The following is a 23,103-nucleotide window of genomic DNA, read 5'->3' as shown; positions in this document are numbered from 1 at the left end:
TAATACTTTCCATTAGATTACCGCAATAATAAATCCTAAAGTTGCACAGATTAGTGAAAGAATCCAAAATGAGCGAACTACCTTCACTTCTTTCATCCCTTGAAGAACGAAACTATAGTGAATTGGTGTATAGCGGAATACACGTTTACCTCTTAGCTTAACTGAACCAATTTGAATGATGACACACAGAGTTTCCCAAACAAAGACACCGCCAATAAATAATAAGGCAACTTCTTGTTTTAAAACCATTGCAACAGCAGCAAGTGCACCACCTAACGCAAGTGAACCTGTATCACCCATAAAGATTCTTGCTGGATGCATATTATAACGTAAGTAACCAACTAAAGCTCCTAGTAATGATGCAACGAAGACAACAATACCAATATTTCTTGTTTGCAGTGCAAAGATTAAGAATGGAATAAAAGCAATTACACTACACCCTGCTGCTAAACCATCCATCCCATCCGTTAAATTAACTGCATTACTTCCACCCACAAACATAAAGAAGATAAGAACACCATACAATCCTCCCAATGGAACAACTGTATGAATAATAGGAATCATAATATCAAGTGATGTATGACTTTGATAAACAATAAAGAAAATAACTGCCAAGATTACTTGAAGTAAAAATTTATGTCGTGCTAATAAACCTTGATTATCTTGTTTAATAACAATGATATAGTCATCAATAAACCCGATTGCGCCATACCCAACAAACGCCAATAAGATAATCGCAACATCTAAATCAAAAATTGCACTTGGCATAAACAAGAAGGTAACAACAACAGGTACAATCACAAATAAAACACCACCCATGGTTGGTGTTTTAGCTTTCTGTTGATATTCTTCTAAGCTATATTCACTTACAGCTTGATTGAAACTTATTTTTTTTAAGAAATTTATATAGTAAGGCATTAAGATTAAAACGATTCCTGTGCTTACAAGAAATGCGCCTAGCATACTGATTATCATTTTTCTTAACCCCCTTAATTTAAAGCCTATTTATTATATCAAGAACACTATTGAAGTTCAACTTCAATTTCCGTGTCCCTTGTTACAAAAGCATCCAGAGGAACATTTTGATAAACTACTTGCCCACTTCCTGTTATTTTAAAGCCAAAATCAGTGATTTCCCATAGAGCGGTTACATCTTTCTTAGTCCATCCAGCTAAATCTGGCATGTAAAAGCCTCCTGTGTCCGTTAAGATAAAAACTTTTTGTCCAGTTGACACACTTTCTCCAGCTTTTGGAAACTGATCAATGATTGTATCGCTTGTACCCAATACATAGGTAGGTACATCCATTCCTTCAAGTTTTGATTTTGCATAATCATAAGAATGATTTACCAAATTTGGCATGGTATATGTTTGAATATCTTTCTTTTGATATTCACCTTCTTCAGGATACTCAGTCGATTCTGTAGTAGCTGCTGTTGCTGTTAAGTTTGTTAACATCGCTACTTTTCTCAACAATGTTTTAATTGGTTCTGTTTTATAGTGAGCATTACGATCATATGCTGCTTCAAATGCATAATAAACAATGTATTGTGGATCATTTGCAGGCATTCCCATCATTACTGAGGCAATGGTCCTTCCTGATGCATAAGATCCCGATACAAGTACTTGTGTTGTTCCTGTTTTACCACAAATTTCAATTTCAGGAATCATGTAATGTTTTCCTGTACCTTGAGTATCATAAACAACTCGATACAAGATATCTCTTAATTGTGAAGCCGTTTCAGCTGTTATTGGCTCTCCCACAATCGTTGGTTCTGCTTGATAAATAATTTTTTGACTATCATAGGAATCTTTTATTGTTTCTACAAAATAGGGTTTCACCATCTTACCATCACCAAAAATCGCTGAATACGCTTGTAATAGTTGAAGCATTGTAACAGTCGATCCTTGTCCATAGGAAGCTGTTACTTTTTCAGCTGGCCACTCATAATGTTTAATACCAATTTCCTCTCTTATTCCATCCGTATCAACCGCTTGGAAAAAGTGGAAACGATTCAAATAATCTTCATAAATATCTGGATTAATTACTTCTGTTAATAAATCAGCTGTAACGGAGTTACTTGATAAAATGAGTCCATAATCATATCCTACCATGCCCCAGTTTTTATAACTTGCATTGGTAATGCATTGAATTCCTCCTGATTGAACACGATATGGATTTTTATCTCTAGAGTTATAACAATAAGGACCTGAATACACTTGTGCTTCACCATCATACATACCTTCGTTAATCGCTGCTGCCCATACAAATGATTTCATGGTTGATCCAGGTTCATATGGAAGTTGTGCTCCATAGTTATTGTAATCCGTGATATTAAGGGTATTTGGATCAAATGAAGGTGATTGACCCCACGCAAGTATTTTACCTGTGTCAACTTCCATGACAGCTCCCCAAACACGATCTGCATTAAACATTTCATTGGTTTGTAAAAATGCTTGTTCAAGTGATTCTTGGATTTCTTTATCTAAGGTTAAGGTTACATCATTTCCATTAATTGAACTCACTTCTGTTACTTTCATTCCTGGTAATACGAATCCATTTTTATCTGCTTGATATGTACGATACCCATCAGTTCCCGATAAAATTTCATCATATATTAATTCGATTCCCATTTTCCCAACCGTACTACCTGATTCATCTGATTGTGCAAAGCCAACTAGACTAGATGCAAATGTACCCAGTGGATAAGAACGCTTAATTGAAGAAGTAAACTCAATCCCATTAAGTCCATAACTTTCTATTTCTTCCTTCTTTTCCTTTGATAAATTTCGTCCAATTGTACCAAGTTCAGTTTGGTAAACATCTTTTGATAATAAATTGTAGATTGTTTCTTTATCGCCACCTAAAAGAACAGACAAAACATCTGCAGTTTTGCTTGGATCATCAACATAAGCAACTTGACCTTTTTTAGCAGGCCTATTTTTATCTAGAATACAAACAATATTATAAGTCTTGTTATCTTGAGCAATGATGTTGCCATTGCGATCATAAATATAACCACGTGTTGCCTTTTTAATTTCTGTACGCATGTTTGCACTATTTGCGTACTCATTTAAATCTGTATTACTTACTGCATGTACCTTAACAACAGATACTAAAAAAACATTAGAAGCAATCAAAAGAGACACTACTAATGTAATGGTAAATATAAACAGAAGCATTCGATTGCTTCTTTTCATGCTATTCTCCGTTTGCGATGGTAACGATATTATTTTGGTCTAAACCAAGACCTGCATCATTCGCAATTGATTCTACACGGTCACGAGAACTTAAAGTTTGAATTTCAACTTTAACCGCTTCATTTTCAGTTTGATAAGAAGCAATTTCTACGTCTATTTTTTGTTTAGCCACACTCAAAGAATTGTTGTAAGAGCGTAAAAACAAGCTAGATCCAAGTGATGATAAAGCTGCAAACAAAAACAATACAACAGTAAAATTTTGTAAACGTAATTTTTTGACTTTTTTCTTTTTAACAATCTTTGCCATTATTCTTTTACCCTCTCTAATACCCTTAATTTTGCACTATGTGATCGATTATTCATCGCTAATTCATCTTCACTTGCACAAATTGGTTTTTTATTGATTAACTTGAACGCAGGAGTTTCCATTTGTTCTGGTAGTAACGGAATTCGTTTATCAACTTGTTCTACAGTTGACAATTCATTGAATAATTCTTTTACAATTCGATCCTCTAAAGAATGAAATGTAATGATAGAACATCTTCCACCAATCGCTAACATGCTTGTTGCATCTCTTAATCCCTGTTTTAGTGATTCAAGCTCTCCATTTACTTCTAAACGTAATGCTTGAAATGTTTGTTTAGCAGGATGTCCTTTCTTACTAAGCACTTTCATTGGTAGCGCTTGCTTGATTACATCCACAAGTTCAAATGTCGTTTCAATTGGTTTAACTTGTCTATTTCTTTCAATACTTCTTGCGATTTGCTTCGCAAATTTCTCTTCACCATATTGGTAGAGGATTCTTACTAAATCATGAAAGTCATACGTATTGACAACCTCATATGCACTTAACATTTGACTTTGATCCATTCTCATATCCAATTTGGCATCAAATCGATAACTGAAGCCTCGTGATGCATCATCGAACTGTGGAGATGAAACTCCCAAGTCCATCATGATTCCATCAACTTTATCTATTCCCAATTCTTCTAAATCGTTCTTCATATTTTTGAAATCATCATGAATGAAGGTTACATGATCTAGATAATCTTTTAATCTAATCTTTGATTCATCAATCGCCCTTTGATCTTTATCAAATGCAAATAGATGACCTTGTTTAAGTTGCTTAACTACCTCTAGGCTGTGTCCACCTCTGCCAAGTGTTCCATCAATGTAAATGCCATTTTCCTTAACAGCTAATCCATCAACAGTTTCTTGTAGTAATACGCTAATGTGTTCCATTATAGTAAGAAATCTGTCAATTGTTCAGCGACATCTTCAAATGATTCACTTTCCTCTTGATAGCCTTCCCAGCGTGTTTGTGACCAAATTTCCACATGATCTGCAACGCCCACGATAACACATTCTTTTTCAATAGCCGCTTCACTAATTAAGTAACTTGGTAATTGAATTCTTCCCTGTCCATCACATTCACACTCTGTTGCTTTCGATGTAATGCTACGAACATATAGTCGAGTTTCTTTTTTTGTAGATGGTAGTTTCTTTAATTGTTCAAGTAGAAGAGTCCATTGTTCCATCGTGTATACTGTTAAACATCCATCAAGTCCACGTGTCACAATAAAAAGTTCTCCTAATTCCTCACGGAACTTAGCAGGAATGATCACTCGTTTCTTCGAGTCTAGATTGTGTCTGAATTCACCGATGAACACAAATACACCCCACTATCTACCACTTTTCACCACTTACCACCACATTATAACCTACTCATAACCATTTGTTAACACCTTTTTGTGCAAAATGTTAATTTTTTCACTTACTTGAAAATCATTCAACTTCTTTGTGTGGAAAAGCATAAAAAAAGACCCTTTACCAAGGGTCAAAATACCATAAAAAAAATAGTAAGAATCTTACTATTTATTTCCACAAGCGCACATGAAGTGAGGTTTCTTAAGTTCCCCACATGAAGGACATTTTACTAGAGTTGGAGCATCTAGTTTAAAATGAGTTCTACGTTTGTTTTTTCTAGTTTTAGAATTTCTTCTTTGTTGTACAGCCATTTTGGCACCTCCTAATCATTTTCGATTTTGAAATCTTTCAGTTTTGCTAATCGAGGGTCAATCTGACTGCCCTTCGACTTTTCATAATCTTCTTCACTCATTATTTGCCAACCATTACCTTTTGGATAATCAATTGGACCATCTTTCACTACCTTTAGCGGCACTTCAAGATTAATCAGTTGGAAGATAACAGGAATCAATTCAATGATTTCATTCTTAACAACATGGACATCTACATCATCTGTATCGACAAATGAGAAGACTTCATGGCAACAGGTATCAAACGGTACATCCACTGACTCATTGGTAATGGCACACGGACATTCCATAATCCCAGTAATCTCTAATTCTACTTCAAACTCATTTGAACTAGGACCAAAGTATCCAACCCCGCTTACATGTATATCGTGTAAATCTCTTAAACGCGCATTCATTTTGAATGTATCTTTATCAAATTCTACGTCCTCATCAAATTGAATTTGGCCCTGTAAATTTAACAATTCAGTTTTAGTCCATTTCACACAACATACTCCTATTCGTTAACGCATTAATTATAGAGAAAGACACCTCTAAAGTCAATCATTTTAGCCATTCTTCTTTAAGCAATGCTTACAAATCCATCGATATATATCTTCATAAATAATATCTTGTTCTTTTTCATTAAGAATTTCATGGCGTAATTCAGGATAGACTAACTGTGCTAAATTGGTATAGCCTACCTTTTTTAGCCGATTTATCGAGTTTAGTAAACCTTTGTTTCCACCTGTGCAAGGATCATCTTCTCCAGCAATGAAGAAAATTGGTAATTCTTTATTTGTGCAATTCCATCCTTTTATTTTATGCATGTCACACATTAAGCGGAATAAATCTTCATACCCCTTATTTGTAAATGGAAATCCACACAATGGGTCATTGATATAAGCTTCTACATTCTCTGGATTCTTGCTTAACCAATCAAATTTAGTCTTGCCGCCTTCGAATTTTTTCGCAAATTGACCTGTGGCTAATTCCTCTAGAATCGGTGTTCTTGCTTTTTCACCATGTTTCTTTGCTAAGTGTTTTGCAAGCATGATTCCCAAAGGTGCAGCACCTTGATAATTTGGAGCACCACTAAGAATTAATCCGTCTAATTCATAATCATATCGTTTCAAGTAACTGCGAGCCACAAGTGATCCCATACTATGACCAAAGATGATAAAAGGTACATCGGGTGGATATTCTTTTTTAACGACATCCGTAATAAAGTGAGCATCTTCTATTAGTTTTATCCATCCATCTTCAGAGTCAAAAAATCCAAGATCTTCTTCACTTGAACAAGTTGAGCCATGACCGCGATGATCATAAGTAATAACGACAAACCCCTTTTTACATAAGTATTGAGCAAACTTCTCATATCGTTGTCCATATTCACTCATTCCATGAATAATTTGAATAATACCTAAAGCATACTCTTGAGGACGGTATATGTTGTATGATAATTCAACTTTCACTATCTTCACCTCGCTAAACTATCATACCATATTTTTATTAAACATTGGCATTATTATGATAGAATAAAGCAGGTGATAGAATGAAAATATGTGGAATCGTTGTAGAATATAATCCATTTCATAATGGGCATGCCCATCACATACAAAAAGCAAGAGAGCTTAGCCAATGTGATGTTTTAGTTGCGGTTATGTCAGGAAATTTTGTACAACGTGGAGAACCTGCAATTCTTGATAAATGGCAAAGAGCTAGAAAAGCAATTGAATATGGAGTAGATTGTGTTATTGAACTTCCTTATATTTACGCTACTCAAAGTGCTTCTCACTTCGCTAAGGGTGCAATTGACTGCTTAAAACTCGCACAAATTGATACATTAGTCTTTGGCAGTGAATCAAATAATCTGATTGAACTTCAAGAAATGGCTCAATCTTGTATTCACGTTGATCACTTGAAAGAATCTCTTCAAAGTGGCAACAGTTTTCCAAAGGCATACGGCTTATTAGCCAAGGAAATGGAACCCAATGATATTTTAGGTGTCGCTTACTTAAAAGAGCTTTTAAACACCCCAATTACTCCTTATACGATACAACGTACAGTTCATTACCACGACCAAGAAATTCATCAAGAAATCGCAAGTGCTTCTGCAATACGCAAGGCTTTCTTTGACAAGAATTCTTACGAGAACACAACCCCAATGGGAAATGAATTAACTACGTCACCCGTTGTCCGTCTAAAAGATTTTTATCCTTATTTACGTACAATATTACTCACAAGTAATCCTCAAGAATTATCAAATATCTTCTTATTCAACGAAGGCATTGAAAATCACCTTGTAAATATAGCCATGCATTGTGCAACATTTGAAGAATTCATGAATCAAGCCACAACAAGACGTTACACAACCTCAAGGATTCAACGTTCTTGTATTCAATTATTAAATCGCGTTACAAAGGAAGAAGTAAAAAAATTACCACCTCTTGATACAATCAGAATTCTCGCTTTTAATGAGCAAGGAAGAGAATTCCTCAAACATCTTTCTACATTGGAAGTAAAGGTTGCTAGTAAGTTTGCTCAAATACCTGCACCTTATCGCAAACTCGAATTTAGAACTACCCTTCTTTATACATCTATGATGAACGAAGAACATCGAAATCAAATCATCAAAAAAGAAATTGGTGGACCACAATACATAAAAAGCGCTACTCAGTAGTGCTTTCTAAATCATGCTTAATTTTAGTTGTTGATATGCCATCGGTACGTGGTAAGTAAACAATCTCACAGTATTCTTTTAAATCATCAAACTTACCTTCCCAATCATCCCCCATAACAAGGGCGTCAGCAAAATAATTTTGTATGTCGTCTTTTTTTTGTTCCCATGTATTTTCTGGAATAACCAAATCAACATAGCGAATTGCTTCTAACATCATTTTTCTTTCTTCATATGGATGGTATGCTTTTTTACCTTTTATCGCATTAAATTCATCTGTTGATAAGGCAACAATTAGATAATCTCCCATCTCTTTTGCACGCTTTAATAAACGGATATGTCCCCAATGTAATAAATCATATGTTCCATAAGTTAAAATTCTTTTCATGGTTAGCTCCTTATTCATGTATAATTATTATATCAAAATAAATTGATTGTGGAAAAAATATGAAGATAAGAAAGATTTTAGTGATTTTATGTTTATTACTGGTAGGTTGTGCAAGTAAACCATCAACACCCGATGGGACAATGCATGCTTTTTTTAGTGCCTTTAAATCATTTAATTTCAACAAAATGAATGATTTTCTTGAACAACCCATAGACGAAATAACACAAGATGATTTCAAAGCATTTATCGATTATACAAATAGCACCAAAACAACAAAAGAAGTCATGTCGATCCTAAAAAATATGGAGATTGATTGGACTGCAATTGACTCACAGATAGATACTGTCATGTATGAAGTATCCATTACTTATTACAATACGATTGAATTAAAGGAAAATTATTTAGAATATTTTATCCAGGCATTTGAAGATCATACTAACCCTGAAATATATGACCAGCGTATTCAAGAAGCCTATCATCAAGCATACATGCGAGCTAAGCCAAGTCTAACTAAAACTTTTGAAGTTACATGTGTAAAAAACGGAAACACTTGGGTTCTTCTTGATGGTTCAAACTTATTTACCTCATTTACTAAATCCATTAAAACCCAAATCTATTTATTAGGATATTAAAAAAGAGCATTCAATTGAATGTTCTTTTGTTTAGTTTTGTACGTTATGATAAATAGATTGAACATCTTCACATTCATTCAACATGTTGTTTAAACGTTCCCAAAGTTCTTTATCTTCATCGCTTGTTAATTGCACATATTCTTGAGGTAATAGTGTAATTTCACATACATCAAATTTTACATCAGGAATTAAATCTTCAATTGCTTTTTGAGCTTTACCAAAGTCTGTAGGTATCGTATAAACTGACATAACACCTTCTTCAATTTCCAAATCAGTTACTTCAACATCAGCACTAATCAAAGCATCCAACATTCCTTCTTCATCTTCATAAGGGAATGAGAACAAACCGACTGTATCATAGCTATGAGAAACACATCCAGCAACACCCATTTTTGCATGAGCTTTATTGAAACATGTTTTTACAGCACTAACTGTACGGTTTACGTTATCTGTTAGGCAATCAATTACAATTGTACTAGCTCCAGGACCAAATCCTTCATAGCGTACAGGATCATAGTTTTCATTAGAAGATCCTTTCGCTTTGTCGATTGCACGTTTAATTACATCAGCAGGAACTTGATTTGCTTTTGCTTCTGCAATTTTACGTTTAAGTCCTTGATTCATATCAGGATCTGGAACCCCCGCTTTTGCTGCCATATACAATTCTTTACCAAATCTTGAATATACTTTCGTTTTTAATGCTGCAGTTTTCGCCATTGATGCAGCTCGCACTTCATGTGCACGACCCATAATTTACGCCACCCTTCGTTTTTTAACTTGTTTATTATATCAAAAACTATCCAGAAATAAAAGAATATCTATAGATAACTGTTTTTCATGAAGTTAATATAAAATTTAAAGAATATCATAATTAATCATTTAATAATTAGCAATCTATACAAAAAATATGTCATAAAACCTCAGTAATCCCTATTAACTTAAGTATTATCGACATCTATAGAACAATCCATCATCAAAATATATTGATAAATTCCAATGAAATTATCTCCCTTTTTAATTATTGAATTCACCTTTTATCATCGTATACCTTTCAAAAGCATCTTTCCAATGAGGTAATTTACCAAATCCATTTTCTTCTAACTTAGAAGTACTTAACCTTGAATTTTTTGGTCTTTTCGCTAAACTTTTAAAATTCTCAGATGAAATAGGTAATAACTTCACTTGATTTTCCATTCTAGCAAGTATCTCAGTAGCAAAATCATACCAACTACAATAACCACTATTAACACAATGATAAATCCCATACTTCTCACTCTCTAGCATTTTCTGTACAATATTTGCAACATCTACTGTATAGGTAGGAGATCCTATTTGATCATCAATCACTGTTAATTCTTTGTGCTCCTGGACAAGTTTTATTATCTTTGTTACAAAAGAAATGCCATTATTACCAAAAAGCCATGAAATTCGAAGAATAAAGTACTTCTTTAGCTCACTTTGAATTATTTGTTCAGCAAGCAATTTGGTGTACCCATAATAATTACATGGAGATGTTGAATCATTTTCTTTCCATGGTTTATTTCCACTACCATCAAAAACATAATCTGTGCTAAAAAAAATCAATGGTATATTAAGCAACAAACAAATATCAACAATATTTTTCGTGCCTTCAACATTTATTCTATATGCCTTTTCTTTCTCTAACTCACTTTGGTCAACTTTTGTATAAGCAGCACAATGTATAATGATATCTGGCTTAATAGAATTTGCTTTATCTTGTATACTATCTTTGTTTGTAATATCAAATTCACTTTTAGCTAAAGCGAATATTTCATGTTTTGTGGATTTTAAGCACTCACTAATATCTGTAGCAAGTAATCCATTTGAACCTGTAATAAGAATTTTCATTTTCAGTCCCCTTAAACCCTATCAAAATCAATGTCACTCTCATTTAAGAAGGAGGCATTCATATCTTTTTCACTCAATATTGGAGTGAAATCTTCTAGAAAACTATTCCAATCAATTTTTATAGTTGGATCATCATACCTTATCGTTCTTTCACATTCTTTACAGTAGTTATTATTTACTTTGTATTCAATGATTACATCATCAACTAAACTAATAAACGCATGCCCAAAACCATCAGGAATAAGCACCTGCGTTCTATTGCTCTCACTTAAATCAATGCTAATCCATTCGCCAAATGTTTGACTATTTCTTCTCAAATCTACTACTATATCTTTGATTTCTCCCTTTATACACTGAACAAGTTTAGTTTGTGCATACGGTTCATTTTGCCAATGAATTCCTCTAATTGTTCCTTTTTTATATGAACTAGATAAATTGGATTGCACAAATGTGTAGCAAATTCCTAATTCACTGTATCTATCTTTTTGATAAGTTTCCATAAAAAATCCTCGATTATCAACAAAACTATTTGGTTTTATGATTAAAACACCTTCAAAACAAGTTTTAATTATTTCCATTTTATAATCTCCCTGTTATTTTTAATATTTGATTTTTAACTCTCTTTAAAGTCATATAAATTGTCATCCTTATATCACCATAAGCAAATGAATTCGATTTTATTATGTAACTAGTATTATTTATATAAGAAGAAACATTATCTTCATTCGTAATCGTACCCCATGAAACATTACATTCTTTGCAAAGTATAATTGGAAGCGAAATTTTAGCTTCAAAATCGCTTAACTTGGACAGCTGATTATAAGCATTCTTCAGTTCTAAGAAACACTTCATATCTATCCAAAATCCAAATTGTATTGGAATTGTTGCATAGTCAGCATCATCTTCCACACTAAAACCTATTTTATGCATACATGCCTTTATTTCATTTTGTAAAATTAACTTGGCAAATCGTTCACTTTCAGTACTTATATAATCAAATTGATCAATTGTGGTTACCAGCTTAAGTTTATATTCTTTTTGTAATAACTCGATTATATTATCAACATAACCTTCACACTGAAACAAATTACTAAATCTTGTATTCAACACACTATTTCTATATGAATAGCGACTTCCTTTTGTCGTGATAATTGTATCGTCTACATAGCAAAGATAATCATATTTTTTTAATTTATCTTCAAGCTTAATTAATTCAAGAATAATATTGTTATGAGTAGATTCAATAATAAAAATATCCTTTAAATTAAGTTCTTCGGCACATTTACAAACATCTTCATTTTTAGTTATAAGAAACACATCACATTTTAATCCAGTTGTATATTCATTAAATAATTCCAACGAACGAATATCATTACAATAAAACACGATTAATTTCTTAACTTTCCTTGAATTACAAGATTCTGTTTTAATTATAAAATCCAAACACAAATTATTATGTACATCAATAGCATTGTTGTTTCTAATGATGTCATCCATTATCATATCAATGTTATAATCGTAGTTTTTCTTAATATAATTTATGCTTTGAATGAGTTGAGTACTATCACACACCTCCATACTTTCACTTTTTTTTAACGAAAATATTTTTCGTTTTAATATTGGACAATTATCTTTCAATAAATCCTGCGCAGAATAAGCATAAGGATTATAATTTAATCTTATATCTGAATCACTGTACTTCTTTGTATCAACAATAGTTCCCCAACTAAATCCTAAATTTTCGAAGTAATCAGTTAATACTATTTCATGTTTATAAACAATATCGAAGTAATTATTTGTTTTGGTATTGAGGTTTCTCCAATAATCATAAAAAGCATTATCGATCAAAATTGAATTTTTAAAACACATAAAATATGTTTGAATATGTGTCTTAAAAATTTTCTTTCCATCAGTAGATTCATAATTTGCTGTTATTCCCCAAAAATCTTTATCCTTTATCCGTTCATTGTTAAACATATCTTCAAAATGATAAAAAGGTCCATAAAAAGTGTCATTAAATAAAACTAACTCTTCTACAGTTCGCAATTCTTTCTCACCAACCATATTTATGCCAAATTGAAATCCACCTGCATCTAGACCAATATTTTCTCTTACATAAACAGTTTGAGTTAATTTCTTAAAATACTCCATTCCATCATTATTAACTTTACCATTTACAACAATAATAAAATTAGTAAAACATTGCGTAATATCATTCAGCAAATACCTAAGATATTCACGCACAATTCCCTCTTTATCATAAAACACAAAAATTCCTAAACGTTTATTATTCATCCGTTGCTCTCCCATCAACTACTAAATTTTACTGATTCATCATATTTCATTGAAACATCAACTGCATTCCCATCAAGTTTTATACTTCCATCACTTATCCATATTGCTCGCGAACAAAACTCTTTAACAATTCCCGAATCATGCGTTACCAAAATAATTGTTACACCTTTATTTTTTAATTCACGAAGCTTTGTAAGACATTTTTTTTGGAAGTTAGCATCACCTACAGCAAAAACTTCATCTATCAATAAAATATCTGCTTTAACATTTATAGCAATTGCAAATGCAAGTCTAATATACATCCCTGATGAATACACTCGAACTGGAGCGTCAATATAGTCTTTAAGTTCAGAAAAATCTATGATTTCATTTAGAATCGAATCTATATCTTTCTTAGATAATCCCCAAATTGATGCATTTATATAAATGTTTTCTCTTCCTGTAAAATCAGGATGAAATCCTGCTCCTAACTCTAATATTCCTGCAACTTTTCCCTGAATATCAATTGTTCCACTAGTGGGATAAATAATATTAGTTAAAATCTTAAGCAATGTACTTTTCCCACTTCCATTAGAACCAATAATTGCTGTTATTTCACCTTTGGAAATTTCTAATGAAATATTTTTTAAAATCTCAACTACTTTTTTTTCGCCTTTCTTCATTCTTAAAATTCTTTCTTTTAACATCATCGGTTTATCATAGTAGTTCACAAAGCTTTTAAATAAATTTTCTATTTTAATTACAGTGATATTCTTCATAATTCCTCCGCAAATGTTTTATTCAACTTATGAAATACATAAAGTCCCAAAATGAGAAGTATAATAGAAACGAACAGTGAGTACATGATATTTATATTTGGCATTTCGCCATATAGCAGAATAGCCCGATACGCTTCAATTATTTCTGTCAGTGGATTCAATGATAGAAGCAATTGTATATCACTTGAAAAACTAACAGCAGAATAAACAATTGGAGTCAAGTAAAATCCCATCATGGTTACTATATTCACGATATATGAAATATCTCTCATCGAAACATATAAAGAACAAAGAATAAACGCTAAACCACATTGCAATATCGTTTGAATAATTAAAATAAGTGGAAAGTAAATTAGTGTAATTCCAATTTGATTACCCATAAGGATAAAAACTATCAACAGAATTGCAAACCCCATTAGAAAATCTATAAAATAAGTAATAACATTTGATAGTGGCAAGACAAGTCGAGGAAAGTATATTTTTTTCACTAAATTACTATTTCCAACAATGGAATCCACAGACGTTGTAATCGACGAAATAAAATAATTCCAAGGTAGCAATCCACACAGTAAAAAAAACGAAAAATTATCTATCTCATTTGGAAATAAGACCGAAAATACAAAACCATATATCACAAGTTGCAGTAATGGTGTAAGCAAAGTCCACAAAAAACCTAAAAATGATCCCTTATATCTAGAACGCAAATTTCTTTTAACCAGATAATAAAGCATCGTTTTATATTTATATATTTCTGTTATATCGTTCAATATGTTTTTCATTTTTCTCCCCTACTAAAGAAGTATAATTATGACTACTGATTCTAAAAAATAATTTGTGTAAAAATGATTTCTAATTAGAAAGTTTATCTTTGCAATAATATTTGAATTATCTAATTGAGAAAATTTTACGAGAAGCTGATTATCACTTTGATTTAAATCATCTTCATAGATATTGCAAAATAAACCAGCTTGATTCTTAATACTATCAAGTAAATCACGATAATATTTCATTTCCTTTTTCAAATCAAAACATATGACTGAAGATAAAATGTTAGACAAAGTAGTTTTTCTCTTTTTAGCACCAATAGCATTTGTTTCGTGCTGTCTATATAAAATTGTAGATTCATCTATAAACCCTATTTCTCCAAACTTACTTGCTATAAGAGCTACCCACCAATCATGAATAATAACCTTATCCCAATGATTTTTTGATTTTATAACTTTCTCTTTTAAATAATTATTCATCATTATAGTGCAGCCCGTTACTACATTTTTTAATAGCAGCTTATTAAAGCTCACATTTTTAGAACATAACCCTTGAAATTTCATAAAAGAATTTGATATAACATTTAAATTTTTATCAACAACAGTTAAATCTGTAAAAATCAAAATTGGATTACCCTGTTTGTTCGCTTCATATTCTTTCATTTTATGATAACTTTTCATTACTTTATTTTTATCCCAAACATCATCTTGATCTGAAAACATACAGTATTTTTCAACGCTATTTTCAAGTAAATAAAGAAAATTTTTACATGAACTATGATTATTATTTTTAGGAAGTAATTTAATCATATTGGGATATAATTTCATATATTTTTCAATTATATCCAAAGTACAATCAGTAGAACCATCATCACTTATTGTAATCGTTATATCTGAATATGATTGATTAATTAATGATAGAAGCTGTTCTTCTAAATATTTATCACCATTAAATGTCGCAAGTAATATTTCTATTTTATCCATAGTTAACCTCTATATCTCAATTCGCTTAATCTTAAAAGTTTTGCAAGAAATCGAGAAACATGTTCTCCCCAATACATTCTATATATGGAATAATTCTCTTTTTCTCGTATCTTCGATTCAATATTTTTAATTGAAGTTGAGTTATTATGAATTCTATGTGTCACTAAATATTTAGGAATATGAATCAATTCTGCATTGATTTTACTAATTCTTACCCACGCTTCCCAATCCAAGTTATTTACAAATGAATTATCGAATAAATTCGTGGAATAAATACGATTGAATGTAACCGTAGGACAACATATTGCGTCTGCAAACATCAATGAAAACTTACGAGCAAAATATGTTTTCTTAATATATGGAATTGTAAGAGGAATATTCAAAATATTTTTAATGATTAACTCTGGTATATACTTCATTTCTTTTCCGTTTTTTAACACTGAACCTCTTGTGCATATAATAGAAAAATTTTTATTCTTATTAATTGATTTCTTGATATAAACAGAATAATTCTTGTTATATATATCATCCTGATGGCACAAAGTTATATAATCAAAATTTGTACATTTTAATGCATAATTCCAATCATTTGCAATTGAAGTTTCATCTTTGCTTACAAATAACTCTAAATTATATTTATCAGCTAAATTTTTGATATGATTATTAATTGTTGATGTTGACATATAGATAGGAGACGGATTATTTTGATTTACTAATGATAGGATACATTCTTCTAAATATTTGCTGTCTTTATACGCACATATAACAAATGCATGATTCATAGCCTTCTCCTCCTTCAAAATTCGCATTCGGTAAATATCAAATTATACTTAAATAAAGAAACACAACTATTATACTATCCTCCCTCACCCCAATTTCAACCACATTGGAATCAACACACACTTAAAATTCACTAAAACTTAAATTCTTGTCAAAAACAAAAAAAAGAACTGATCAATTTAGAGATTCATCAGTTCTTATCTTCTTACTATTCACATTAATTCAATCACTTAAGTTATTTATAAATCCTTCAATCGTATTCCCAAAAGTACCCATTTTTATAGCCGGTTTATTTTTACCATGGAAATCACTACCACTTGTCATAATCAACTGTCTATCCTTAGCTACTTTGTAGTAATATTGGGTTTGTTCTGGTGTATGGTAATTACTTTCTACTTCAATTCCTTGAATTCCAAGATCAAGTAATTGAGTAAATATTTCATCATTACCTTTAAAATTCAACCCAGGATGGGCAACAACTGTTGTTCCATGTGTTTCTTTTACAATGTTCAACACATGCTCAACAGTAAGTAACTCTCCTGCTACAAAGGCTGGTTTCCCTTGCGAAAAGAAATCCAAATAGATATTTAAGAATGGATTATCACTACGATTTCCATTTTCACGATACGGTAATAAAAATTCACTTTCCATAAATTCTGGAAGTTTAAGCAATAATTCGCCGATATCTTCTGGAACAAGTACACCATTTTTCTCAATCTTCTTAAGTTCATCACGGTTGATATGAATTTTTAAATAATCTTCAAGCAATTCAACTTGTTTCATCGCTGCTTTTTGATTTTCCTTTAAGTAATAAGACTTTATTTCTTCATATCGCTGATCTTGATAATCCATATTATAGACTAACAAATGAAAGTTAATTCCTTTAAAAGTACAATCAACTTCAATACCAGGAAGTACCTTTAAACCTAGCTTTGTTCCCTCTTCAATCATTTCGCTTACACCATGAACAGAATCATGGTCTGTTAATGCTATTTGGCTAATACCGGATGCTTTAGCAATTTCACATAGTTCTTTCGGTGAATACTCACCATCATCACTATAATGTGAATGCATATGAAAATCTTTAATCATAAAAGCCCTCCTACTAAGTGATATAATTATACCATGTTAGGAGAATACAAATGAAGACAAAATCAATGAAACGCACTGAATGGTGGCGATTAAAAGAATGTAAATTTACATATAAAACAATAAATCCAACAATCGAAGCTGGGCTAATCCAAATGCAAAAGCTAGCAGAGCCTTTGTATGTTACATATCCACATACCACCACGCCTAAGTGCATAGCCGCTAATGGTTATTCCTGGCTACAACTCGCTTTTAAGAATTACAATTTATGGTGTACCGCAATGTTTGATGAACAAGACACTTTACTAGAATGCTATTTTGATGTTACTGCAAACAATTATCTTCATACAGAAGGAAATTCCTATTTTGAAGATTTATACTTAGATATTATCTTTTTTCCCGATGGCACAATTAATTTGCTTGATGAAGATGAATTATTAGATGCTTTGAATAAAAAGATTATTACTCCAGATCAAGTTGAACAAGCCTACACAACAGCAAAACAATGCATTGCTTGGTTAGAAGTAAAAGAAAATCAAACAAATCTTATTTCTTTTTGTTATCACACCTTCAATCAATTAAAGCACTCTCAAAAATAATTCTTGACTAAAACAAGGATTATTTTTTTTACTCGATTATGTCACCTATTCAAAAAAAAATGTAACTCATTACATCTAGACTCGCTAAATGTAACCAGTCTATCTAAATTTGTAACAAAAATAGTAACAAAAAATTCTTTCATTCCTCGATATTTGCTATCATTAATATAGGACGTGATTTGAATGAGTTTAAATATCGCAATATGTGACAATAACCCGTATCATCTAAACGAAACGCTTTCAGAAGTAATGAAATTTTGTAAATCGATTGATATTAAACCTACAGTTAGTACATACAGAGAAACAACACAAATACTAAAAGATTTCATTAAGACCGAATTTCAAATTTTAATTACATCAACCGAGTTAGAAAGAACTAACGGTATTGAATTTGCGCATAAAATTAATATACTCTATCCTAAAACCAGGATAATTTTTGTGATTGATCCGCAACAATATACAACTGATTTATATACAGTAAATCATTTATACACCGTATTTAAAAATGACTTATGCAAACTAACAAATGCCTTACAAAAATATATAGATGATTTGAACTCAAGTATTGATACATTAGTCTTATCATTTAAAGGAAAAACATCCATTATTCCTTTTAGAAACATTGTTTACATTGAGAAATCATTACGTAAAGCTTTGTTTTATACAACTCAAGGAAATTATGAAACATATCGTTCCACGGATGAAATATTAGAAATACTCCCTTCTACAATTTTTGTTCAATGCCATCGTGCTTTTTTAGTTAATATGTTGTTTATCAAAGATTTAAACTCCAATGAAATTAGTTTATATAATGGGCATCTTATTCCTGTCGGTAGAAATTATTTATCCTGCGTTAAACAATCACTAAATAAAATAGAGCATGTTGATTTATAGACAGTATAAACTGTCTTTTTTAGTTATCTTACATGCAAATTTAGTCATCTTACTTATTTTTAATTGAAGGTTATCCTTTGAATTGTTAAACTTTAATCAAGGATGGAAATAGAAATGAAACTATTAATAGAACAGTCTACCGACATACAAGAAACTGAAATAAAAATTGTATGTGGTTATATGGATGATCGTTTAAAAAGATTAATTGAACAGATTAAATTGTATACTTTCTCTTTTGTTGGCTATAGTGATGGCATATCAACACCTATCGCATTAGAAAACATATACTATTTTGATACTGTTGATAACACTGTCTTCATTTACACAAAAGATAAAGTATATTCTTCTGATAAAAAGTTATATGAGTTAGAAGAATATTTAAGTAACTCTCCTTTCACTCGAATTAGTAAGAGTTGTATTATTAACACAAGTGTCGTTGCATCGGTTCGGGCACATTTTAATGGTCGTATTGAAGCAACACTTACCAACGAAGAAAAACTTATTGTTTCAAAACATTATATTCAAGAATTCAAAAGAAAGTTTATATTTTAAGGTGATGACAATGAAAAAAATATTAAATATTACATTCGGTAGTTTTACAATCATGATGATCTTGTTTACATTCTTTCGCCAATTTGATTTAGCACCAGAAATAAATAATGAAACTGTTCTTCTTGTCTTAATCATATCAACTAGTATTGCGTTATTAATGGAACTCTCTGATAAAATACAAAATCATTATGATATCTCATCAATTTGGATTGATTTGGTAGTTCGTATCTCAATTTGCTATGTTGTCGTATTTATCGCTTGTGCTTCATTCGGGGTTGTCTCTTTCTCACTTTTTGGTCTTTGGGAAATAACACCTACATTAATATTATGTTTTCCACTCACCTACTTCTATACAGTTTATATGAATAATGAATTAGCAGAATCAATTAATCAAGCAATACAGAAAAGAAATAAGATTGAATAGCAATCTTATTTTTATTTTTAGTCATCTTATTTTCTTATTTAGTCACTATACCATTTTGTTACTTGTAACTGTATTTTATTTATCTTAGACTACTCTCGAGGTGATAGAAATGGAAAAAATTATTGAAATACAAAATCTAAAAAAATCATTTAAGGATATTCATGCGGTAAATGATATTAACTTCTATGTTGAAAAAGGAAAACTATTTTCTTTTCTTGGAACAAATGGTGCAGGTAAATCAACTACCATTAACATCTTATGTACATTACTCGAAAAAGATACAGGTACAGTACTTATTGATCATTGTACTTTAGGTAAAGATAACAATGAAATACGTTCCAAGATTGGTGTTGTTTTTCAAGATAATGCCTTAGACCCATTATTAAGTGTAAAAGAAAATATCCTTACAAGAGGTAAACTTTATAATTTAAAAGGAAAAGAGTTGATGGATTCTCTAGAATTCGTTATTAATGCAACTGATATTGGTGAGTTTGTAAATCGTCCTTATGGTAAATTATCAGGTGGCCAAAAACGTCGTGTAGATATTGCGCGAGCACTAATTCATAAGCCAAGTATTCTTTTTTTGGATGAACCTACAACAGGGCTTGATCCTTCAACAAGAGAACTTGTTTGGAATACAATAGCTAATTTACAAAAAGAGTATCAAATGACAATTTTCTTAACCACACACTACATGGAAGAAGCTGCTACATCAGATTACATTGTAATCATAAATCACGGACAAATTGTTGCACAAGGAACTCCTTATGATTTAAAAGAAAAATTTAGCCAAGATGCATTACGACTAAAGCCCCTTGATGATATCAAAGTAAAAAATATATTAGATAAGTCGGATTATTCTTACATGATAAAAAACGATTTGATTATATCTACAATTAAAGAATCAAAATCAGTAATAACTCTTCTTCAAGAATTAGAGCCTTTCATTGAGAGTTTTGAAGTTATCCACGGCTCTATGAATGATGCATTTATCGAAATCACAAAAGGAGAATTAAACAATGATTAATTTAGCAATTAGAAATTGTAAAATATATTTTAGACAAAAGAGTACTGTCTTCTTTTCATTAATGGGTGTCTTCATCATTATTCTACTCTACGCCGTATTTTTAGGTGATCAATTCAAGCGTGGTTTGGATGTAGTCGAAGTAGATATTCTTATGTATAGTTGGGTTATTGCTGGAATCGTTGCCGTTACTTCCATCACAACCACCATGGGTGCATTTGAACTGTTTGTAGAAGATCGTGCTCACAACATCAGCAAAGACTTTAACATCTCGCCTGTTGCACCTTATAAACTTGTAGGCGGCTATATTCTTTGCGCATTTATTGTAGGAAGTTTGATGAGTCTAGTTGCCTTTATCGTTGGAGAAATATTTTTGCTTATGCAAGGCGCAACACTTCTTTCTGTTTCGATCATCATTCAAATAATTCTTGTAATTTTATTATCTAGTTTGATGTCGAGCACTATTATCTTCTTTATTGTTAGCTTCTTTAATAATTTAAGTGCAATGTCAACGGCAAGTACAATTCTAGGTACTTTGATTGGTTTTTTAACTGGTGTTTATTTACCCATTGGCTCTGTACCAGAATATGTACAAATGATGATTAAATGTTTCCCTACATCGCACACTGCAGTGCTTTTACGTCAACTCTTCTTACAGGAACCACTAAAAGTAAGTTTTAATAACTTACCTGTTGAATATTTAAATGGATTTAATGAAAGTGTTGGTGTTGTATTTAAATTTGGTAGTTTTACAGTTGAACCTATTCATCATATTCTCTTTATGATTGCAGTTACCATTCTTTTCTTTTTTCTTGCTATTCTTAACTTATCACGCAAAAACAAATAACTTACTTTTGTATTTCTTTATAGACAAAGCAATCGGTAGTATGTGCATTAACCATACCCACAGCTTGCATAAACGCATACACAATCGTTGATCCTGCAAACTTAAAGCCCATTTTCTTTAAATCTTTGCTAATTTGATCAGACAACGGGGTTGTTGCTGGCATTTCTTCAATTGTTTTATAATTCTCCATTCGTGGTTTTCCATCAACATAATTCCATAAAAAATCATTAAAACTTCCATATTTTTCTTGAATCTCTAAATATAATTTCGCATTTGAAATCACTGAATTTATTTTAAGTCGGTTTCGAATGATTCCTTCATTTTGCATCAGTTCTTCTATTTTAACGGCATCATAACGAATAATTTTAGAGGCATCAAAAAAATCAAAAGCTTCACGATAAGATTCTCTTTTCTTTAAAATTGTAATCCAGGATAAACCCGCTTGCATTGTTTCCAATATAAACATTTCAAATAAGAGTTGATCATCATGAACTGGCTTTCCCCACTCATAATCATGATAATCACGATATATTTGCAAGTCCCCTGCCCATTTACATCTCACTTTATCCATCATTTTCATCTCCTTTTTAAGATCATGTGTTGTATTTCTTTCTATCATACCACATGCGATAAAACAAAAAGCCACAGAAGTGGCTTTTATTTTTCCATCCAGCTTTCATCGCTTGGATTATCTCTAAATTTTAATAATCTTTCTGAATCCTCTGCTTGAATGTAACCAGTTTCTACCGCAACTTCAACAAGTGCATTAAAGTTACTAGCACTTACATTCTTTACATTTGCTTCAGCTAAACGATCCAATCCTTTTTTCATACCATAAGTAAAGATAGATGCAATCCCTAGAACTTCAATACCATTTTCTTGTAGCACTTTCACTACATCAATACTTGAGCCAGCTGTTGAAATTAAATCTTCAACAACAACGACTTTTGTACCTGGTTCGCATTTTCCTTCAATTTGATTTGTTCGTCCATGATCTTTCGCACTAGCACGAACATAACCCATTGGTAAGTCAAGAATTTCTGAAACAAGTGCTGCATGTGCTATGCCCGCTGTTGCAGTACCCATAACTGCTTCACATTCTGGATAGTGTTTTTTAATGATTTCAGCTAATGCATTTTCTACATCTCTTCTTACTTTTGGATTAGATAGAGTAAGACGATTATCACAATATATTGGAGATTTTATTCCACTAGCCCATGTAAATGGATCATTTGGTTTTAAAAATACTGCTTGAATATCTAATAAATCTTTCGCAATTAACTTTTCCATC

Annotated in this window: 28 protein-coding genes; 8 read left to right on the top strand and 20 right to left on the bottom strand. The window is 31.5% G+C overall.

What is annotated here, in order from left to right; all coding sequences use genetic code 11:
* Positions 1-12: 12 nt before the first annotated feature.
* From mraY to B5D14_RS08575, 8 genes are all read right to left on the bottom strand, one after another.
* Entirely contained in the window at positions 13-975 is a 963-nt protein-coding gene (gene mraY / locus B5D14_RS08610; RefSeq protein WP_078712221.1) for a phospho-N-acetylmuramoyl-pentapeptide-transferase, read from the bottom strand.
* Between the two features lie 47 nt (positions 976-1,022).
* Positions 1,023-3,200: a penicillin-binding protein gene (locus B5D14_RS08605; RefSeq protein WP_078712220.1), complete on the bottom strand. Its 2,178-nt coding sequence runs from the start codon at positions 3,198-3,200 to the stop codon at positions 1,023-1,025.
* Position 3,201: 1 nt separating this feature from the next.
* Positions 3,202-3,507: a hypothetical protein gene (locus B5D14_RS08600; RefSeq protein WP_078712219.1), complete on the bottom strand. Its 306-nt coding sequence runs from the start codon at positions 3,505-3,507 to the stop codon at positions 3,202-3,204.
* Complete coding sequence (gene rsmH / locus B5D14_RS08595; RefSeq protein WP_078712218.1) at positions 3,507-4,445, bottom strand: 16S rRNA (cytosine(1402)-N(4))-methyltransferase RsmH; 939 nt, start codon at positions 4,443-4,445, stop codon at positions 3,507-3,509. The genes B5D14_RS08600 and rsmH overlap by 1 nt, the downstream gene beginning before the upstream one ends.
* Positions 4,442-4,870, bottom strand: a complete 429-nt coding sequence (gene mraZ / locus B5D14_RS08590; protein WP_078712217.1) for a division/cell wall cluster transcriptional repressor MraZ — start codon at positions 4,868-4,870, stop codon at positions 4,442-4,444. The genes rsmH and mraZ overlap by 4 nt, the downstream gene beginning before the upstream one ends.
* A 201-nt stretch (positions 4,871-5,071) precedes the next feature.
* Complete coding sequence (gene rpmF / locus B5D14_RS08585; protein WP_078712216.1) at positions 5,072-5,218, bottom strand: 50S ribosomal protein L32; 147 nt, start codon at positions 5,216-5,218, stop codon at positions 5,072-5,074.
* 11 nt (positions 5,219-5,229) lie between these two features.
* Positions 5,230-5,739: a YceD family protein gene (locus B5D14_RS08580; RefSeq protein WP_078712215.1), complete on the bottom strand. Its 510-nt coding sequence runs from the start codon at positions 5,737-5,739 to the stop codon at positions 5,230-5,232.
* Between the two features lie 63 nt (positions 5,740-5,802).
* Complete coding sequence (locus tag B5D14_RS08575; RefSeq protein WP_078712214.1) at positions 5,803-6,708, bottom strand: alpha/beta fold hydrolase; 906 nt, start codon at positions 6,706-6,708, stop codon at positions 5,803-5,805.
* An 80-nt stretch (positions 6,709-6,788) separates the two neighbouring features.
* On the opposite strand from B5D14_RS08575, the gene B5D14_RS08570 reads away from it, so the two are divergent.
* A complete protein-coding gene (locus B5D14_RS08570) occupies positions 6,789-7,916 on the top strand; it encodes a nucleotidyltransferase (protein WP_078712213.1) in 1,128 nt (375 codons plus the stop codon).
* Here B5D14_RS08570 and tagD read toward each other — a convergent pair.
* A complete protein-coding gene (gene tagD, locus B5D14_RS08565) occupies positions 7,906-8,301 on the bottom strand; it encodes a glycerol-3-phosphate cytidylyltransferase (RefSeq protein ID WP_078712212.1) in 396 nt (131 codons plus the stop codon). The genes B5D14_RS08570 and tagD overlap by 11 nt on opposite strands.
* Before the next feature lie 59 nt (positions 8,302-8,360).
* Here tagD and B5D14_RS08560 point away from each other — a divergent pair, with 59 nt between their 5' ends.
* Positions 8,361-8,933 carry a hypothetical protein gene (locus B5D14_RS08560; protein WP_078712211.1) on the top strand — a complete coding sequence of 191 codons (573 nt, stop codon included), beginning with the start codon at positions 8,361-8,363 and terminating at the stop codon, positions 8,931-8,933.
* 30 nt (positions 8,934-8,963) lie between these two features.
* Here the strand turns inward: B5D14_RS08560 and B5D14_RS08555 are convergent, their stop codons facing one another.
* The 9 genes from B5D14_RS08555 to B5D14_RS08515 all read right to left on the bottom strand — a co-directional run bounded on the left by B5D14_RS08555 (position 8,964) and on the right by B5D14_RS08515 (position 17,475).
* On the bottom strand, positions 8,964-9,683 hold the full coding sequence (locus B5D14_RS08555; protein ID WP_078712210.1) for a YebC/PmpR family DNA-binding transcriptional regulator: 720 nt from the start codon (positions 9,681-9,683) through the stop codon (positions 8,964-8,966).
* Between the two features lie 264 nt (positions 9,684-9,947).
* Positions 9,948-10,802: a dTDP-4-dehydrorhamnose reductase gene (rfbD, locus tag B5D14_RS08550; protein ID WP_078712209.1), complete on the bottom strand. Its 855-nt coding sequence runs from the start codon at positions 10,800-10,802 to the stop codon at positions 9,948-9,950.
* 11 nt (positions 10,803-10,813) lie between these two features.
* A complete protein-coding gene (gene rfbC / locus B5D14_RS08545; protein WP_078712208.1) occupies positions 10,814-11,380 on the bottom strand; it encodes a dTDP-4-dehydrorhamnose 3,5-epimerase in 567 nt (188 codons plus the stop codon).
* 1 nt (position 11,381) lies between these two features.
* Positions 11,382-13,097 carry a rhamnan synthesis F family protein gene (locus B5D14_RS08540; protein ID WP_159443767.1) on the bottom strand — a complete coding sequence of 572 codons (1,716 nt, stop codon included), beginning with the start codon at positions 13,095-13,097 and terminating at the stop codon, positions 11,382-11,384.
* A gap of 14 nt (positions 13,098-13,111) precedes the next feature.
* A complete protein-coding gene (locus tag B5D14_RS08535) occupies positions 13,112-13,855 on the bottom strand; it encodes an ABC transporter ATP-binding protein (protein ID WP_078712206.1) in 744 nt (247 codons plus the stop codon).
* Positions 13,852-14,634 (bottom strand): ABC transporter permease, encoded by a 783-nt coding sequence (locus B5D14_RS08530; RefSeq protein WP_078712205.1) that lies wholly within the window; start codon positions 14,632-14,634, stop codon positions 13,852-13,854. Before B5D14_RS08530 ends, B5D14_RS08535 begins: the two co-directional genes overlap by 4 nt.
* 12 nt (positions 14,635-14,646) lie before the next feature.
* Complete coding sequence (locus B5D14_RS08525) at positions 14,647-15,603, bottom strand: glycosyltransferase family 2 protein (RefSeq protein ID WP_078712204.1); 957 nt, start codon at positions 15,601-15,603, stop codon at positions 14,647-14,649.
* Between the two features lie 2 nt (positions 15,604-15,605).
* Positions 15,606-16,385 carry a glycosyltransferase gene (locus tag B5D14_RS08520; RefSeq protein WP_078712203.1) on the bottom strand — a complete coding sequence of 260 codons (780 nt, stop codon included), beginning with the start codon at positions 16,383-16,385 and terminating at the stop codon, positions 15,606-15,608.
* Positions 16,386-16,605: 220 nt separating this feature from the next.
* Positions 16,606-17,475, bottom strand: coding sequence for a PHP domain-containing protein (locus B5D14_RS08515; protein WP_078712202.1), 870 nt, complete (start codon positions 17,473-17,475; stop codon positions 16,606-16,608).
* A gap of 50 nt (positions 17,476-17,525) precedes the next feature.
* Here B5D14_RS08515 and B5D14_RS08510 point away from each other — a divergent pair, with 50 nt between their 5' ends.
* From B5D14_RS08510 to B5D14_RS08485, 6 genes are all read left to right on the top strand, one after another.
* Positions 17,526-18,071 carry a ribonuclease FAU-1 family protein gene (locus B5D14_RS08510; RefSeq protein ID WP_078712201.1) on the top strand — a complete coding sequence of 182 codons (546 nt, stop codon included), beginning with the start codon at positions 17,526-17,528 and terminating at the stop codon, positions 18,069-18,071.
* A gap of 183 nt (positions 18,072-18,254) precedes the next feature.
* Positions 18,255-18,965, top strand: a complete 711-nt coding sequence (locus tag B5D14_RS08505; RefSeq protein ID WP_078712200.1) for a LytR/AlgR family response regulator transcription factor — start codon at positions 18,255-18,257, stop codon at positions 18,963-18,965.
* A gap of 114 nt (positions 18,966-19,079) precedes the next feature.
* A complete protein-coding gene (locus B5D14_RS08500; protein WP_078712199.1) occupies positions 19,080-19,517 on the top strand; it encodes a LytTR family DNA-binding domain-containing protein in 438 nt (145 codons plus the stop codon).
* A 10-nt stretch (positions 19,518-19,527) separates the two neighbouring features.
* The gene (locus tag B5D14_RS08495) at positions 19,528-19,941 is read left to right on the top strand and encodes a hypothetical protein (protein WP_078712198.1); all 414 of its coding nucleotides are present in this window, start codon (positions 19,528-19,530) and stop codon (positions 19,939-19,941) included.
* A 109-nt stretch (positions 19,942-20,050) separates the two neighbouring features.
* Positions 20,051-20,968 carry an ABC transporter ATP-binding protein gene (locus B5D14_RS08490; protein ID WP_078712197.1) on the top strand — a complete coding sequence of 306 codons (918 nt, stop codon included), beginning with the start codon at positions 20,051-20,053 and terminating at the stop codon, positions 20,966-20,968.
* Positions 20,961-21,812, top strand: coding sequence for an ABC transporter permease (locus B5D14_RS08485; RefSeq protein WP_078712196.1), 852 nt, complete (start codon positions 20,961-20,963; stop codon positions 21,810-21,812). The genes B5D14_RS08490 and B5D14_RS08485 overlap by 8 nt, the downstream gene beginning before the upstream one ends.
* Position 21,813: 1 nt before the next feature.
* On the opposite strand, the gene B5D14_RS08480 is transcribed toward B5D14_RS08485, so the two are convergent.
* Both B5D14_RS08480 and pyrE read right to left on the bottom strand, forming a co-directional pair.
* Positions 21,814-22,383 carry a DNA-3-methyladenine glycosylase I gene (locus tag B5D14_RS08480; RefSeq protein ID WP_078712195.1) on the bottom strand — a complete coding sequence of 190 codons (570 nt, stop codon included), beginning with the start codon at positions 22,381-22,383 and terminating at the stop codon, positions 21,814-21,816.
* 86 nt (positions 22,384-22,469) lie between these two features.
* Positions 22,470-23,102: an orotate phosphoribosyltransferase gene (gene pyrE, locus B5D14_RS08475; RefSeq protein WP_078712194.1), complete on the bottom strand. Its 633-nt coding sequence runs from the start codon at positions 23,100-23,102 to the stop codon at positions 22,470-22,472.
* Position 23,103 lies beyond the last annotated feature (1 nt).

The sequence above is a fragment of the Anaerorhabdus furcosa genome, from assembly GCF_900167375.1.
Classification (GTDB): domain Bacteria; phylum Bacillota_I; class Bacilli_A; order Erysipelotrichales; family Erysipelotrichaceae; genus Anaerorhabdus; species Anaerorhabdus furcosa.
Note: the sequence above shows the minus strand (reverse complement) of the source record. Positions and strands in the feature narration are given on the sequence as shown.

Excerpts from the sequence above, each read along its gene's own strand:
- mraY (WP_078712221.1), bottom strand. The coding sequence starts at position 975 with ATGATAATCAGTATGCTAGGCGCATTTCTTGTAAGCACAGGAATCGTT.
- B5D14_RS08605 (WP_078712220.1), bottom strand. The coding sequence starts at position 3,200 with ATGAAAAGAAGCAATCGAATGCTTCTGTTTATATTTACCATTACATTA.
- B5D14_RS08600 (WP_078712219.1), bottom strand. The coding sequence starts at position 3,507 with ATGGCAAAGATTGTTAAAAAGAAAAAAGTCAAAAAATTACGTTTACAA.
- rpmF (WP_078712216.1), bottom strand. The coding sequence starts at position 5,218 with ATGGCTGTACAACAAAGAAGAAATTCTAAAACTAGAAAAAACAAACGT.
- B5D14_RS08570 (WP_078712213.1), top strand. The coding sequence starts at position 6,789 with ATGAAAATATGTGGAATCGTTGTAGAATATAATCCATTTCATAATGGG.
- tagD (WP_078712212.1), bottom strand. The coding sequence starts at position 8,301 with ATGAAAAGAATTTTAACTTATGGAACATATGATTTATTACATTGGGGA.
- B5D14_RS08560 (WP_078712211.1), top strand. The coding sequence starts at position 8,361 with ATGAAGATAAGAAAGATTTTAGTGATTTTATGTTTATTACTGGTAGGT.
- B5D14_RS08555 (WP_078712210.1), bottom strand. The coding sequence starts at position 9,683 with ATGGGTCGTGCACATGAAGTGCGAGCTGCATCAATGGCGAAAACTGCA.
- rfbD (WP_078712209.1), bottom strand. The coding sequence starts at position 10,802 with ATGAAAATTCTTATTACAGGTTCAAATGGATTACTTGCTACAGATATT.
- rfbC (WP_078712208.1), bottom strand. The coding sequence starts at position 11,380 with ATGGAAATAATTAAAACTTGTTTTGAAGGTGTTTTAATCATAAAACCA.
- B5D14_RS08540 (WP_159443767.1), bottom strand. The coding sequence starts at position 13,097 with ATGAATAATAAACGTTTAGGAATTTTTGTGTTTTATGATAAAGAGGGA.
- B5D14_RS08535 (WP_078712206.1), bottom strand. The coding sequence starts at position 13,855 with ATGAAGAATATCACTGTAATTAAAATAGAAAATTTATTTAAAAGCTTT.
- B5D14_RS08530 (WP_078712205.1), bottom strand. The coding sequence starts at position 14,634 with ATGAAAAACATATTGAACGATATAACAGAAATATATAAATATAAAACG.
- B5D14_RS08525 (WP_078712204.1), bottom strand. The coding sequence starts at position 15,603 with ATGGATAAAATAGAAATATTACTTGCGACATTTAATGGTGATAAATAT.
- B5D14_RS08520 (WP_078712203.1), bottom strand. The coding sequence starts at position 16,385 with ATGAATCATGCATTTGTTATATGTGCGTATAAAGACAGCAAATATTTA.
- B5D14_RS08515 (WP_078712202.1), bottom strand. The coding sequence starts at position 17,475 with ATGATTAAAGATTTTCATATGCATTCACATTATAGTGATGATGGTGAG.
- B5D14_RS08510 (WP_078712201.1), top strand. The coding sequence starts at position 17,526 with ATGAAGACAAAATCAATGAAACGCACTGAATGGTGGCGATTAAAAGAA.
- B5D14_RS08505 (WP_078712200.1), top strand. The coding sequence starts at position 18,255 with ATGAGTTTAAATATCGCAATATGTGACAATAACCCGTATCATCTAAAC.
- B5D14_RS08500 (WP_078712199.1), top strand. The coding sequence starts at position 19,080 with ATGAAACTATTAATAGAACAGTCTACCGACATACAAGAAACTGAAATA.
- B5D14_RS08495 (WP_078712198.1), top strand. The coding sequence starts at position 19,528 with ATGAAAAAAATATTAAATATTACATTCGGTAGTTTTACAATCATGATG.
- B5D14_RS08490 (WP_078712197.1), top strand. The coding sequence starts at position 20,051 with ATGGAAAAAATTATTGAAATACAAAATCTAAAAAAATCATTTAAGGAT.
- B5D14_RS08485 (WP_078712196.1), top strand. The coding sequence starts at position 20,961 with ATGATTAATTTAGCAATTAGAAATTGTAAAATATATTTTAGACAAAAG.
- B5D14_RS08480 (WP_078712195.1), bottom strand. The coding sequence starts at position 22,383 with ATGGATAAAGTGAGATGTAAATGGGCAGGGGACTTGCAAATATATCGT.
- pyrE (WP_078712194.1), bottom strand. The coding sequence starts at position 23,102 with ATGGAAAAGTTAATTGCGAAAGATTTATTAGATATTCAAGCAGTATTT.